This is a genomic window from Hymenobacter oligotrophus, from assembly GCF_003574965.1.
GTDB lineage: Bacteria > Bacteroidota > Bacteroidia > Cytophagales > Hymenobacteraceae > Solirubrum > Solirubrum oligotrophum.
In genome coordinates this window covers 2,368,583-2,382,098 of sequence record NZ_CP032317.1, presented here as the reverse complement: position 1 = coordinate 2,382,098, position 13,516 = coordinate 2,368,583, and the positions used below count along the sequence as shown (strand labels likewise).

The following is a 13,516-nucleotide window of genomic DNA, read 5'->3' as shown; positions in this document are numbered from 1 at the left end:
TGGTTTCATGGTGATATGAGGATAAGCCTAATCTGGTAGCACCAAAAATTAAAGACAAGCGGCGCCTGAAACATCAGGCGCCGCTTGTGCATTTATAAGAAATTGCAATTAAAAATTTCGTTCCCCGGTTTCGCGCTTGCCAAGCATTACCGAGCCTACCATGGCTACCAGGAACAGTATCGAAGCCAATTCGAACGGCAGCAGGTATTGCTGATACAGCACCAGACCTAGGCGGTTTACCATGCCAATCTGCGAGTCGAAGGTGGCGAGGTCGGCGCCGGCGGGATTTACATTGCGTAGCGCGGCAATAAGCACGAACAGCAGCAAGCCCCCGGCAATGGCGGCCGTAATCTTGGCCAGGGCTGGCTTATTCGGTTCCGTTTCGGCGTTGAGGTTTAGGAACATCACCACGAACAGGAACAGTACCATAATGGCACCTGCGTACACGATGATGTTTACGGCTGCCAGAAACTGCGCGTTCAGCAGTAGGTAATGACCCGAAATGGCGAAGAACGTCAGGATCAGGAACAGCACCGAGTGGATGGGGTTCTTGGCAAACACCACACCTAGGGCCGACAGCAGCGCCACAAACGTAAGGAAGTAGAATAAGGAGGTACCCATGGGGGAGAGGATGCTCGGGCTACGGTACTTGGTAAATAGAGTGTCCCGCTGAGCAAAGCTGACCTAGGGTGGCTTTGCTCAGCGCGGCGTACGGCGATTGTTAGGCTTCCATGCCGGCCATTCGGCGGGCCAAGGCCTCGGCTTGTTCGGCCGTGAGTTGAATGCCACGTTGGCTGCGGGCGTTTGGATCAACGGGCTCCACGAGGCGGTCCTTGCCGTAGATGAATTCGTCGCGCTCGAAGCGGGGCGGCGCCATCTTATCGGCTTGCAGGTAAATGGCTGCTTTGGGGCAGGCCTCCTCGCACAAGCCGCAAAAAATGCAGCGCAGCATGTTAATCTCGTAGCTGACGGCGTACTTCTCCTCGCGGTAGAGCTTCTCTTCGCCTTTCTTCCGCTCGCCGGCTACCATTGTAATGGCTTCGGCCGGGCAGGCTACCGCGCACAAGCCGCAAGCCGTGCAACGCTCACGGCCTTGTTCGTCGCGCTTGAGCACGTGCAAGCCGCGGAACGTAGGCGAGAAAGGACGCTGCTCCTCGGGGTATCGGATGGTGGCTTTCTTCGAAAAAAAGTGCTTCAGCGTGATGAGCATGCCTTTGGTAATAGAGGGCAGGTAAGCCCGCTCCATCAGCGTCATCGGCTTCTTCTCGATGTGTTTTCTTCTATTAGTCAGTTGCATGAGGATCGACAGTAGCAGTTGAACGGTGAGCGGCGCACGGCATGGTGCGCTACTTCGCTAGCCGAAGATGTAAGGCTTCAGCAGGATGAAAGCACCGGTCAGCAGGATGTTCAGGATGGCAATGGGGAACAACATGGTCCAGCCCAAGCGCATCAATTGGTCGTAGCGGAAGCGCGGCAGCGTCCAGCGCACCCACATAAAGAAGAAGATAAAGAAGAAGATTTTCGCGAACAACGTGATGGTACCTAGGATGGTAACCGTGTTGTGCGCGAACAACTCGCCCTGCGACTTCAGCAGCACATCGTAGAGCAGGTGCTCACCAGGGAAGCTGAAGCCACCGAAGTACAGCGTGCTCATCACGGCCGAAGCCACAAACACGTTGATGTACTCGGCAAACAGGTACAAGCCCATCTTCATCGAGGAATACTCCGTGTGGTAACCACCCACCAGCTCGGTTTCGCACTCCGGCAAGTCGAAGGGCGTACGGTTGGTTTCGGCAAAGGCACACACGCAGAAGATGATGAAGCCCAACGGCTGGTACACAATGTTCCAGAGGCCGTTGTACTGCTGCAAAGCAATTTCGCGCAGGCTCAGGGTACCCGTTACCATCAGCAAGGCAATCAGGGCCATGCCCATGGCTAGTTCGTAGCTAACTGCCTGGGCAGCTGCCCGAACGGCACCTAGGAGCGAGAACTTGTTGTTGGAAGCCCAGCCGCCAATCATGATGCCGTAAACGCCCAGCGAAACCACACCGAACACGTAGAGCATGCCAATGTTTACCTCAATGGCTTGCAGACGGATTTCAGTACCGTTGCCGAAAATCAGTGTATTGCCAAACGGGATAACGGCCGAGGCCATCAGGGCCGTGGTCATGGCCAAGCAAGGGCCAAACACGAACAGCCAACGGTTGGCACCGCTCGGGAAGAACTCCTCCTTCGTGAATAGCTTCACGGCATCGGCCAACGGTTGCAGCAGGCCGTAGGGGCCAGCACGGTCGGGGCCAACGCGGTCTTGCAAGAAAGCCGCTACCACGCGCTCGGCGTAAGTAGAGTAGGTAGCAATCAGCAGCGTAATGCCGAATACCGCCAGAATTACGAGGCCTTGCCAGGCCAGAACGGGTATTTCCATTAGAGTTGTCAGTTATTAGTTGCCGGTTGTCAGTCGGTTACGCGTTCGTCAGAAAACTCTGATAACTCGCTACCGACAACTGACAACTATCTACCTAGTTTCAATGGCGGGTTCTGTTCTAGGTCGCGAATGGTGCTTTCGGGCATATCGGCAATTACCTGCGGGTTCACCACCGGCAACTCGTAGTGGTTGGCCGAAATTACCGACGACCGCTCGATGTGCGTCGGGCCTTCAATAGTCCAGTCGCTGGTTTCCTTCTTTTCGAAGCGGCAAGTGTTGCAGATCCACTCCTTCACCTCGCCGTATTCGTCTTTACGAGCGGTTACGCGCAGTACGTCTTTGCCTTTGTACCACAGCACCACGTTGCCCGAGCACTTCGGGTTTTCGCAGTTGCGGTGGGCGTTTACCGGCTTGGTAAACCACACGCGCTGCTTAAAGCGCCAGGTCTTGTCGGTAAGAGCGCCTACCGGGCATACATCGATAACGTTGCCCGAGAAGTCCTGATCGATGATGTTGTCGATGTAGGTGCCAATCTCAGCGGCATCGCCCCGACCTAGGACGCCGTGAACGCGCTGCTCGGTCAATTGGTCGGCGGTGTACACGCAGCGGTAGCACAGGATGCAACGCGTCATGTGCAGCTGGATGTACGGGCCGATGTCGATCTTCTCGAAAGTGCGGCGCTCCTCTTCGTAGCGGGTGGTAGCCACACCGTGCTCGAAAGCGAAGTTCTGCAGGTCGCACTCACCAGCTTGGTCGCACACGGGGCAATCGAGCGGGTGATTAATCAGCAACATCTCCACAATGCCTTTGCGCACGTCGAGCACCTGCTGGTTGGTAGTGTTTTCTACCACCATGCCATCCTGCACCGTAGTGATGCACGAAGGCACCAGCTTGGGCATGGGGCGCGGGTCTTTGGCCGAACCGGCCGTCACCTTCACCAAGCAAGCACGGCATTTGCCGCCGGTGCCTTTTAGTGGGGTGTAGTAGCACATAGCCGGCGGCACAATGTCGCCCCCGATTTTGCGGGCTGCATTCATGATAGTGGTACCGTCTGGTACTTCTATCTCAATGCCGTCGAAGGTTATTTTAGCCATTTTCAGAACTCCCTAGGTCGGGAGCGAAAAGTCAGTTCAAAGGGAAAGTTTTAAACCAGTACGGCTTTGCCGGGGTACACAGCGCCGGGGCGAGTAGCCTCTTGGCGGTTCGTCACGTGCCACTCAAACTCGTGGCGGAAGTGACGCACTGCTGCCGCAACCGGCCAAGCCGCAGCTTCGCCTAGGGGGCAGATGGTGTTACCCTCAATCTGCTTGGCCACGCTCACGATCAGGTCGATGTCGTGCATGTTGCCGTGGCCGTGTTCGAGGCGGTGCAGCACCTTCTCGAGCCAGCCCGTACCCTCGCGGCAGGGCGAGCATTGCCCGCACGATTCGTGGTGGTAGAAGCGCGAGAAGTTCCAGGTGTTGCGCACGATGCAGGTGGTCTCGTCCATGGCAATGAAGCCACCCGAGCCGAGCATGGTACCCGTCACGAAACCACCGTCGGAAAGCGACTCGTAGGTCATCAGACGCGACTCGCCGGCAGCGGTTTTCAGGATAAGCTCCTTCGGCAGAATCGGCACCGACGAACCACCGGCTACTACAGCTTTCAGGTCGCGGCCTTTCCAGATGCCACCGCAGTACTCGTCGGAGTAAATGAATTCCTCCACCGGTACACCCAGCTCAATTTCGTAGATGCCAGGCTTGTTCAGGTGGCCGCAAGCCGAAATCAGCTTGGTGCCGGTGCTCTTGCCTACGCCTAGTTTCGCGTACTCTTCGCCGCCTTCGTTGATGATAGGCACCACGGCCGCAATCGACTCAACGTTGTTCACTACCGTGGGGCGGGCATAGAGGCCCTGCACAGCCGGGAACGGGGGCTTGTTGCGCGGGTTGCCACGCTTGCCTTCCAGCGACTCGAGCAAAGCGGTTTCTTCGCCACAGATGTAGGCACCGCCGCCGGGGTGCACGTGCAGGTCAAGGTCGTAGCCCGAACCCAGGATGTTCTTACCTAGGAAGCCGTTGGCGTACGCTTCGGCAATGGCTTTCTCCAGAATGCGCAGCACGTACAACAACTCGCCGCGGATGTAGATGTACGAGGTATTCGCACCTAGGGCATACGAGCTCGTAATCATGCCCTCGATGAGCAAGTGCGGCAGCTTCGACATCAGGTGGCGGTCCTTGAAGGTACCTGGCTCCGATTCGTCGGCGTTGCACACCAAGTGGCGCGGCACTCCCTCGGGCTTAGCCAAGAAGCTCCACTTCATGCCCGTAGGAAAGCCAGCGCCGCCGCGGCCACGCAGGCCCGACTTCTTCACTTCTTCCACCACCTCGTCGGGGGTCATCGTCTTCAGCGCCTTCTCCACCGAGCGGTAGCCGCCGTGTTGGCGGTATACCTCGAAGGTGTCGATGCCGGGAACGTTAATATGTTCGGTCAGTAGCTTGCGGCCCATGACAGTAGTTGCTTCAGATTATTGTTGCGTGTGCTGCAGGCCGGTTTGCTCCCACGGGAGCAGCGGGCGGTGCACCATGTTGCGCAGCTCGTTGAGCATGGCATCAACAGCTTCGGGCGAATCGAGCTGCTCGTAGTACTTCTCGCGCACCTGCACAATGGGCGCCGTGCCGCAGGCAGCCAGGCACTCCACTTCTTTCAAAGTGAACATGCCGTCGGGCGAGGTTTCGCCCACTTTGGCGCCGGTAATGCGCTCTAGGTTGGCCGTAAGCTCGTCGGAGCCGCGCAGCATGCAGGGGCCCGTGCGGCAAATTTCCAGCACGTGCTTGCCTACCGGCTTGAGGTTAAACATCGTGTAGAACGAGGAAACCTCGTACACCTCGATGGGCTTCAGTCCTAGGGTTTCGGCCACTAGGTCTTGCACCTTGGGGCTTACCCAGCCGCCAAACTCGGCCTGCGCTATGTGCAGCAGCGGCAGCAGAGCCGACTTTTTGCGGTCGTCGGGGTAGTGGGTCAGCAGACGAGCAATTTCAGCCTTGGCGGCTTCCGAAAATTGCGGCTTTACGGGCGCGGTCGTCGATTCCATAAGCAGCGCAGATTAAGCGTCCAGTTCGCCAGCAATGACGTTCATGGAGCTCAGGGTAATAATGGCGTCGGAGAGAGTCGAGCCTACCACCATTTCGGGGTAAGCCTGGTAGTAGATGTAGCAAGGCCGGCGGAAGTGCAGGCGGTACGGGGTGCGTCCGCCGTCCGATACTAGGTAGAAGCCCAGCTCGCCGTTGCCACCTTCCACGGAGTGATACACTTCGCCCACCGGAGCTTCAATTTCGCCCATGATGATCTTGAAGTGATAAATCAGGGCTTCCATGTTGCGGTACACCTCCGTTTTGGGCGGCAGGTAGTAATGCGGCGCATTGGCGTGGTACGGGCCATCGGGCAGCTTGGCCAACGCTTGCTCAATGATGCGGTAGCTCTGCCAGATTTCCTCGTTCCGGATTAGGTAACGGTCGTACGTGTCGCCGTTGGTGCCCACCGGAATTTCGAACTCGAAGTCTTCGTACGAGGAGTAGGGGTTCATCACCCGCACGTCGTAATCAACGCCGGCCGCACGCAGGTTGGGCCCGGTGAAGCCGTAGTTGAGCGCACGCTCCGCCGAAATCGGACCCACGTTAATGGTGCGGTCCATGAAGATGCGGTTGCGGTCGAAAAGGTTCTGGAATTCCTTCATTACCGCAGGAAACTCCTTCATCCACTTGCGCAGCTTCAGGATAGCCACTTCGGAGAAGTCGCGTTCCATACCGCCGACGCGGCCCATGTTGGTGGTGAGGCGCGAGCCACACACCTCCTCGTAAATTTCGTAAATCTTTTCGCGCTCCTCGAACAGGTAGAGGAAGCCCGAGAAAGCGCCGGTATCTACGCCCAAGATGCCGTTGCAGATAAGGTGGTCGGCAATGCGCGCCAGTTCCATCATGATAACGCGCATGTACTGGGCCCGCTTGGGCACCTCAATGCCCAGCAGCTTTTCCACCGTCATGTGCCAGCCCATGTTGTTGATGGGGCTGGAGCAGTAGTTCATCCGGTCCGTCAGCGGCGTAATCTGATAGAATGGGCGCCGCTCGGCAATCTTTTCGAATGCCCGGTGGATGTAGCCAATCGTCGGAACGCCCGACACGATCTTCTCGCCATCCATTTGCAGGATGTTCTGGAAGATGCCGTGCGTGGCCGGGTGCGTCGGACCTAGGTTCAGCGTGGTAAGGTCCTGGCCGAAATCTTCGGTCTTCTGGACCATCACGCCGCGCTGCTGTTGGGCAGCTTCGTGATGTATAGGACGGGTCGCTTCGAGTGCGTCGTTCGTTGCCATTTACTTAGTACTGAGTATGAAGTACTGAGTATTGAGTAAGTCGTGGTGAGTAAAAGAGGTGCAAAAGCACGGTCTCCACACTCGGTACTAAGTACTCGCTACTATTTCGGCCTAGCGGCCGAAGAAAAGGTCGGTCTTGTCTTCGCGCGTGCCGTCTTCGAGCGGATACTCCTTGCGCATGGGATGGTAGTCCATGTCCTCCACATTCAGGATGCGAATGAGGTTGGGGTGACCCGTGAAGATGATGCCGTAGAAGTCGTAAGCCTCGCGCTCCATCCAGTTGGCAGTGGCGTACACATCCGTGAGGGTGGGCACCACCGGGTCCTGAATGGGGAAGAAGATTTTCAGGCGCAACCGGATGTTGTTCACCAAGCTGTGCAGCTGGTACACCACGCCAAGCTCCTGGCCTACCTTGTCGGGCCAGTGCATGCCGCACATGGTGGTAAGGAAGTTGAGTTGCAACTGCTCCTCGCCGTGCAGCACGTCGATGATTTCGTGAATCCGTTCGCGCGATACCGTAGCGGTAAGCATGCCGTAAGGCTCTTCCACATCCGAGAACGTGTCGGCCCCAAAAAGCTCCTGCAAGCGAGCCAATAGTTGCTCGTTGCTAATAGCAGCGTGGGCTTTAACGTAGTCGGCAGCTTTTTGCTGGGCGGCCGGCGAGGTGTTGAGTTGGATCATGAATTAGTACTGAGTATGAAGTATTGAGTAGTGAGCGATGAGGATTGGCCATTGGGCGCTTCTCAATACTCACTACTCCGTACTCATTACTACTTAATGTTATAAGAGGCCAGCAATGCCTGATACTCGGGCGAGTTGCGGCGGCGCAACGATTCGTTTTTGGCCAGCTCCTGCACGCGCATCAGGCCTTCCAGCACTTGCTCGGGGCGGGGCGGGCAACCGGGCACGTACACGTCAACCGGAATAATGCGGTCGATGCCTTGCAATACCGAATAGCTGTCGAAAATACCACCCGACGAAGCGCATGCGCCCATGGCCAGCACCCAGCGGGGCTCGGCCATCTGCTCGTATACCTGCTTCACAATGGGGGCCATCTTCTTGGCAATGGTGCCCATCACCATCAGCAAATCAGCCTGGCGCGGAGAGAACGACGGACGCTCCGAGCCGAAGCGCGAAATATCGTAGTGCGAGCCCATGGTAGCCATGAACTCGATGCCGCAGCACGAAGTAGCAAAGGGCAAAGGCCACAGCGAGTTGGCGCGGGCAATGCCCACTACTTTCTCCAGCGAGGTGGCAAAAAAGCCGGCGCCTTCAATGCCTTCGGGGGCGGCTACCGTCTTGATTTCAGGAACACGGTTATCACTCATGGCGAAAAATCTGGTTAGGTGTAAGCTGCGGCGGCAACCTCCTACTCCGAACACCAGCCCGGATGCAAAGGTTTGCCAGCGGTTTCAGAACTTAGATTTTAGAATTTAGACCTCAGAACTTGGGAAAAGCTCCTCGGTTCTTGGCTCTTACATCTAAGCTCTAAACATTGCTTACTGCTGCCACTTCAGGATGCCTTTCTTGATGATGTAGAAGAAGCCAGCCAGCAGCAGCGTCATGAACAGCAGCATCGTGATGAAGCCGGAAAGACCCAGCTCGCGGAAGTTTACTGCCCACGGGTACATGAAGATAACTTCCACGTCGAATAGCACGAAGAGGATGGCCGTCAGGAAGTACTTCACCGAAATCGGAGTACGGGCGTTGCCCACCGACTCGATGCCGCACTCAAAAGAGGCGTCCTTCACTTTGGAGTGGCGCTTGGGACCGATGAGGTGCGAAGCAATCATCGAAAACGCCACAAAGGCCAGTGCGAGGCCCAGTTGAATCAGAATCGGCACGTAGTCGGCCGGTTGGTACGCAGCAGTGGTAGCTAACAGCATAGAAACAGGAAGTTGCTGTTGAGGAAATGGCATTGGGGGGCAAAGGTAGGATGAAAACCGGGGGGTTACAACGAATCAAAGACCATAGATGCCGATGAAGCGCAGAGTTGTGGTGTGATGCCTTTAGCTTAGAATTGTTCTAAAATTAAAAACGCAACATAGCCACCTGCTTCTGTAAACAAAAAAGCCGCCCTGTTTGTCGCAGGACGGCTTTTTACTTGCCGAACAGAGATTAAAAACCGCCTTTGCCGGACACGTTCAAATCCTCGTGGTTGTCGACACCTAGGAAGGGGTAGCGGTAATCGACGGGCGGCACAAAGGTTTCTTTGATGGTGCGCGGCGACACCCAACGCAGCAGGTTCAGGATTGAGCCGGCTTTGTCGTTGGTGCCGGAAGCGCGGGCCCCGCCGAAAGGCTGCTGGCCCACCACTGCGCCGGTGGGCTTGTCGTTGATGTAAAAGTTACCGGCTGCGTGCACCAGTTTGCGCGTAGCCAGGTCGATGGCGTAGCGGTCTTGCGAAAAAACGGCGCCGGTAAGGGCGTAAGGCGAGGTGTTGTCTACCAGCTCCAGTGCTTTCTCGAACTCCTGCGAGTTGTACACGTGCACCGTCAGCACCGGGCCGAACAGTTCGTCGCACATGGTAACGTACTGCGGGTCTTTGGCCACGATAACCGTCGGCTCGACGAAGTAGCCTTTCGACTTGTCGTAGTTGCCGCCGGCGATGATTTCCACCGACTCGTCTTGCTTGGCTTGGTCGATGTACTTGGCCAACTTATCAAACGATTTCTCGTCGATAACGGCGTTGATGAAGTTCGAGAAGTCCTCTACGTCGCCCATCTTGAACGACTTCAAGTCGTCGATGAGGTACTGGCGCACTTCGTCCCATATGTTGCTGGGGATGTACACGCGCGAAGCCGCCGAGCACTTCTGGCCCTGAAACTCAAAAGCACCGCGCGAAATAGCCGTGGCCACTTGGCGCGGGTGCGCCGACTCGTGGGCGATGATGAAGTCTTTGCCGCCGGTTTCGCCCACCACGCGGGGGTAGGAGCGGTAGTTACCCACATTCTGGCCAATGGTTTTCCAGATGTTGTTGAAAACTCCCGTCGAGCCGGTGAAGTGGATGCCCGCAAAATCGCGGTGCTTCAGGATTACGTCGCCGGCGGTGGGGCCGTCAACGTACACCAGGTTGATAACGCCAGCTGGTACGCCTGCTTCCTGGAAGAGCTCCATCAGCACCTGCGCCGAGTAAATCTGGGTGTTGGCAGGCTTCCATACCACCACGTTGCCCATCATGGCCGGGGCGGTGGGCAAGTTGCCGGCAATAGAGGTGAAGTTGAAAGGCGTAAGCGCGAACAAGAAGCCTTCGAGCGGGCGGTGCTCCAGGCGGTTCCACATACCAGGCGCCGACTCGGGCTGCTGCTGGTAGATCTGCTGCATGAAGTGCACGTTGAACCGGAAGAAATCGATCAGCTCGCACGCCGCGTCGATTTCGGCCTGGAAAGCGTTTTTGCTCTGGCCCAGCATGGTAGCCGCGTTCATACGCGCCCGGTAGGGGCCGGCCAGCAGCTCAGCCGCTTTCAGGAAGATGGCGGCGCGCTCCTGCCAGGGCAGCTCGGCCCACACGGGGCGGGCGGCCAGGGCAGCATCAATGGCCTGCTGCACGTGCTCGGCCGTGCCCAGGTGAAAATGACCTAGGGTGTGCTGGTGGTCGTGGGGCGGCGCAATGCGTTGGGTGTTGCCGGTGCGCACTTCTTGGCCGCCGATGTACATCGGAATATCGCGCTCCTGCTTTTTGAGCGCCTTAAGCATGGCTTGCAGCTCGGCGCGCTCGGGCGAGCCAGGCGCGTAGCCTTTTACGGGTTCGTTTACGGGAGCAGGTACGTTGAAAAAGCCGTTGGCCATAGCGTGGGAATATCTGTTGGCGATGGGGTGTCTGGAATGTGCGGCAAAGGTAGAACGAATAGGCAGAAGCGGGAGCACCGGCTGTCATTGCGAGCCAAGCGAAGCAATCGGTCCTGAGCAGGGCACGCCTCTTCAGCCAGCAGCAACCGAAACGACCTAGGCCGGGCCGAACGATGTAGCGCGAACTCTGTAAGCCCGCGTCCACGGACATAACTTCTTTTTCCCTAGGTCAACGATTAGAGAAAGGTACGCGGGGGCGCGGACTACCACCGCAGGAAGGCGTAGCCAAAGTCCGCGCTACAGCAGGCGGCGGGTTTCGCTTCGTGCCGGGTGACGGGTCGTGCCCTGCCCAGGACCGATTGCTTCGCTTGGCTCGCAATGACAGCCGGTAGGACCAGTTTCTACAAAATCGCTTTCAGCTCGCTTAGGCAGCTGATTTCGTAGGTGACTTCGGCTGAGTGGCGGCGCTTATCGGGGTTGAAGTACACCTGGTCGATGCCGGCGTTGTAGGCACCTAGCACGTCGCATTCCAGGTTGTCGCCCACCATCAGCGATTCGGGCGCTTTGGCACCGCTGCGCTCCAGGGCGTGCTCGAAAATGCGGCGGTCGGGCTTGAGGCAACCGCTACACTCAGAAGTTACAATTTCCTGGAAGTAGTCGGTGAGGTTGGAGGACGCCAGCTTGACGTACTGCACATCCTTGAAGCCGTTGGTAATCAGGTGCAGCTCGTAACCGCGGCCGCGTAGGTAGTCGAGCACCTCGTGGCAGTACGGGAACACCGCCGATTTCTGCGGCAGCAGGTCGGTAAAGTCGTTGCTGATGGTGGCCGGTACCTCTTCCTCGGGTACGTCGAATTTGGCCAGGGTGCGCACAAACCGCACGCTGCGAAGCTGCTGCTGCGAAATTTTGTTGGCTTGGTAGAGGCGCCACAAACCGTGGTTTACCTCACTGTAGCGGCCAATAAACTCATCCACCGTGAAGTTGCCGAAGCGGCCTAGGTTGTGCTGCGCGTAGAGGTGGCGCAGGGTCTCGTCGGCGTTGCGTTCAAAGTCCCACAGCGTATGATCGAGGTCGAAAAATAAATGGCGATAAGCTTTCACGTGGGAGGTAACTACAAATGAATGAGCACAAAGAACAGTGCTCCGAAGAAATTGGGTGCGCCCTAGGTGATTATTTTTCAATGACGAGCCGACCCACGGCCAGGCCTTCGCCCAGGTGCTGGTGCACGATGTCGGCGGCGTCGCGGGGGTGCACGTTGCCGTACCATACGCCCTCGGGGTACACTACCAAGGCCGCTCCGTGTCCTTTTTTGCACTGCTTGCACACATCGAGGCAGCCCACGGTTTGCACCCGGTTCTTGCGTTTTTTGCCCTCTATCAGCAGCTTTTTTAGGTCCTGCTTTTTCAACTCTTTCTTAATGGCCTTGGCCACATCGGAGCCGACGCCGCTCTTTTGATTGGTGCAAACGAAGAGGTGGTGCTGGTATATCATGAGGCAGCAATGTCCGTTGCGGCACTTGCTTGGGCAACCGAGGGCGCGGCCTAGGTGCGCGAGGTGCCCGTCCAGTAACGGTTTTGCAGCTTATACGCAGCCAGCTCGCGGTTCGACCAAAGCGTGTCGTAGGTCTTCTGGTCTTTCACTAGCTGCGGGTCGCGCTCCATGTAGCTGAGTTGCTGCTGCAGCAAGTCGACGACCTCGTCTTTGATGAAATAAAACATCCAGTTATCAAGTCGCCGGAAATTCACCAACCCGGCATTTTTCAGGTAGGATAATTGCCTGGAGGTTTTTGTTTGGGTGAAATCCAGCACTTGCTCGAGGTCGGAAATGCACATTTCCTGATTGCGCCAAAGCAAATGCAAGATGCGCACCCGCGATTCGTCGCCCATGGCTTTGTATAAGCTGAGCCCGAATGCAACGGAAAAGTGTTTAAGACGCATCTTTTGCCAAGCGTGGGGGTTATTGTGGCAGTTGGCCTGCTCTTCAAAGGTAGCCAGCCCCGCCCTACGCCCCGCGAAAGCACTGTATCTTTGTTTATCTGCAAATTGCCTCCATGCCCACCATTGCCCGCTTTAACCATCTGCTAGTTTGCTTGCTGCTTGTGCTGGTAGCTGCTTTTATGCTGCCCCGCCACGCGCACGCGCAAGGGCAGCGGCAGGTTGTACAGTTTACCGGCATTGTGGCCACCGGCGACTCGCTGCTGGGCGTGCCCGGCGCTACCGTGTTTGTGCCCAAGGCCGGCCGCGGTACGGCCACCAATGCGTACGGCTACTTCTCGATACCCGTGTTAGCCGGCGACAGCATCGTGATTCGCTCGCTGGGCTACCGCAACCAGTACGTGGTTATTCCGCCCGATTACCCCCGACAGAGCTACTCCGTAATTGTGCAGTTGAAAGAAGATGCCACCGTGCTGCCCGAGGTACGCGTGTTCCCGTACGTAACCGAAAAGGACTTTAAGCGGGCGTTTCTGGCGCTGAAGCTGCCCAAGGAGCGCGGCTCCCGCACGGCCGAAAACCTGAACGAAGATATCCTGCGCCGCATTTTCCTGAACGCGCCCGTAACCAGCATGGCCAATTACCGCCAAACCATGCAAATGCAGCAATTGGATCAGCAGCGGCGCATGGGCACCGCGCCTAACCCGTACTCCAATAACCCGCTTCTAAATCCGTTCAGCTGGCTGCAGCTGATCAACCAGATTAAGAACGGCGAGTTCAAAAAGAAGGATTGAGGAGCCCTACGGGGCACGGCCCCGGTTGCCTCACCCCCCGGCCCCCTCTCCGGAGGGAAAGGGGGAGCCACGGCGGCGCGGGTGTCAGCAACGATTGCGGCGGCTGCGGCTGGCGCCTGCGCCGCCGCGCCCTAGGTGCTCCAGTAGATTAGCAGGCAAACGCAGCGGGGCCGCCGAACGAGAGTTCGGCGGCCCCGCTGCGTTGAACGGAATCGTTGCTGACGGCTGGCTC

15 protein-coding genes are annotated in these 13,516 nt (G+C 57.4%); 1 reads left to right on the top strand and 14 read right to left on the bottom strand.

Translation table 11 applies throughout. From position 1 onward, the window contains the following. Positions 1 to 108: 108 nt before the first annotated feature. The 14 genes from D3Y59_RS10215 to D3Y59_RS10150 all read right to left on the bottom strand — a co-directional run bounded on the left by D3Y59_RS10215 (position 109) and on the right by D3Y59_RS10150 (position 12,496). Positions 109 to 621, bottom strand: a complete 513-nt coding sequence (locus D3Y59_RS10215; RefSeq protein ID WP_119444962.1) for an NADH-quinone oxidoreductase subunit J family protein — start codon at positions 619 to 621, stop codon at positions 109 to 111. A 100-nt stretch (positions 622 to 721) separates the two neighbouring features. After that, positions 722 to 1,297, bottom strand: a complete 576-nt coding sequence (locus D3Y59_RS10210; protein WP_119444961.1) for a NuoI/complex I 23 kDa subunit family protein — start codon at positions 1,295 to 1,297, stop codon at positions 722 to 724. Positions 1,298 to 1,354: 57 nt separating this feature from the next. Next, positions 1,355 to 2,425: an NADH-quinone oxidoreductase subunit NuoH gene (gene nuoH, locus D3Y59_RS10205; protein ID WP_119444960.1), complete on the bottom strand. Its 1,071-nt coding sequence runs from the start codon at positions 2,423 to 2,425 to the stop codon at positions 1,355 to 1,357. 86 nt (positions 2,426 to 2,511) lie between these two features. Next, positions 2,512 to 3,519, bottom strand: coding sequence for a 2Fe-2S iron-sulfur cluster-binding protein (locus D3Y59_RS10200; RefSeq protein ID WP_119444959.1), 1,008 nt, complete (start codon positions 3,517 to 3,519; stop codon positions 2,512 to 2,514). A gap of 50 nt (positions 3,520 to 3,569) precedes the next feature. Continuing rightward, positions 3,570 to 4,910, bottom strand: a complete 1,341-nt coding sequence (gene nuoF, locus D3Y59_RS10195) for an NADH-quinone oxidoreductase subunit NuoF (protein WP_119444958.1) — start codon at positions 4,908 to 4,910, stop codon at positions 3,570 to 3,572. Positions 4,911 to 4,928: 18 nt separating this feature from the next. Continuing rightward, positions 4,929 to 5,495 (bottom strand): NADH-quinone oxidoreductase subunit NuoE family protein, encoded by a 567-nt coding sequence (locus D3Y59_RS10190; protein WP_119444957.1) that lies wholly within the window; start codon positions 5,493 to 5,495, stop codon positions 4,929 to 4,931. A 12-nt stretch (positions 5,496 to 5,507) separates the two neighbouring features. Next, the gene (locus D3Y59_RS10185) at positions 5,508 to 6,698 is read right to left on the bottom strand and encodes an NADH-quinone oxidoreductase subunit D (RefSeq protein ID WP_240410597.1); all 1,191 of its coding nucleotides are present in this window, start codon (positions 6,696 to 6,698) and stop codon (positions 5,508 to 5,510) included. A 183-nt stretch (positions 6,699 to 6,881) separates the two neighbouring features. After that, entirely contained in the window at positions 6,882 to 7,451 is a 570-nt protein-coding gene (locus D3Y59_RS10180) for an NADH-quinone oxidoreductase subunit C (protein ID WP_119444955.1), read from the bottom strand. Positions 7,452 to 7,540: 89 nt separating this feature from the next. Continuing rightward, positions 7,541 to 8,098 (bottom strand): NADH-quinone oxidoreductase subunit B, encoded by a 558-nt coding sequence (locus D3Y59_RS10175; RefSeq protein WP_119444954.1) that lies wholly within the window; start codon positions 8,096 to 8,098, stop codon positions 7,541 to 7,543. Positions 8,099 to 8,269: 171 nt separating this feature from the next. Continuing rightward, positions 8,270 to 8,656, bottom strand: a complete 387-nt coding sequence (locus D3Y59_RS10170; RefSeq protein ID WP_119444953.1) for an NADH-quinone oxidoreductase subunit A — start codon at positions 8,654 to 8,656, stop codon at positions 8,270 to 8,272. A gap of 232 nt (positions 8,657 to 8,888) precedes the next feature. Next, on the bottom strand, positions 8,889 to 10,559 hold the full coding sequence (gene pruA, locus D3Y59_RS10165) for an L-glutamate gamma-semialdehyde dehydrogenase (protein WP_119444952.1): 1,671 nt from the start codon (positions 10,557 to 10,559) through the stop codon (positions 8,889 to 8,891). Between the two features lie 401 nt (positions 10,560 to 10,960). Further along, complete coding sequence (locus D3Y59_RS10160) at positions 10,961 to 11,659, bottom strand: YjjG family noncanonical pyrimidine nucleotidase (protein ID WP_119444951.1); 699 nt, start codon at positions 11,657 to 11,659, stop codon at positions 10,961 to 10,963. A gap of 70 nt (positions 11,660 to 11,729) precedes the next feature. Then, positions 11,730 to 12,050: a (2Fe-2S) ferredoxin domain-containing protein gene (locus D3Y59_RS10155; RefSeq protein ID WP_119444950.1), complete on the bottom strand. Its 321-nt coding sequence runs from the start codon at positions 12,048 to 12,050 to the stop codon at positions 11,730 to 11,732. Between the two features lie 50 nt (positions 12,051 to 12,100). Then, on the bottom strand, positions 12,101 to 12,496 hold the full coding sequence (locus D3Y59_RS10150; protein WP_119444949.1) for an ArsR/SmtB family transcription factor: 396 nt from the start codon (positions 12,494 to 12,496) through the stop codon (positions 12,101 to 12,103). A 113-nt stretch (positions 12,497 to 12,609) separates the two neighbouring features. Between D3Y59_RS10150 and D3Y59_RS10145 the strand changes: the two genes are divergently transcribed. Then, the gene (locus D3Y59_RS10145; protein WP_240410328.1) at positions 12,610 to 13,284 is read left to right on the top strand and encodes a carboxypeptidase-like regulatory domain-containing protein; all 675 of its coding nucleotides are present in this window, start codon (positions 12,610 to 12,612) and stop codon (positions 13,282 to 13,284) included. The last annotated feature ends 232 nt before the right edge of the window (positions 13,285 to 13,516 follow it).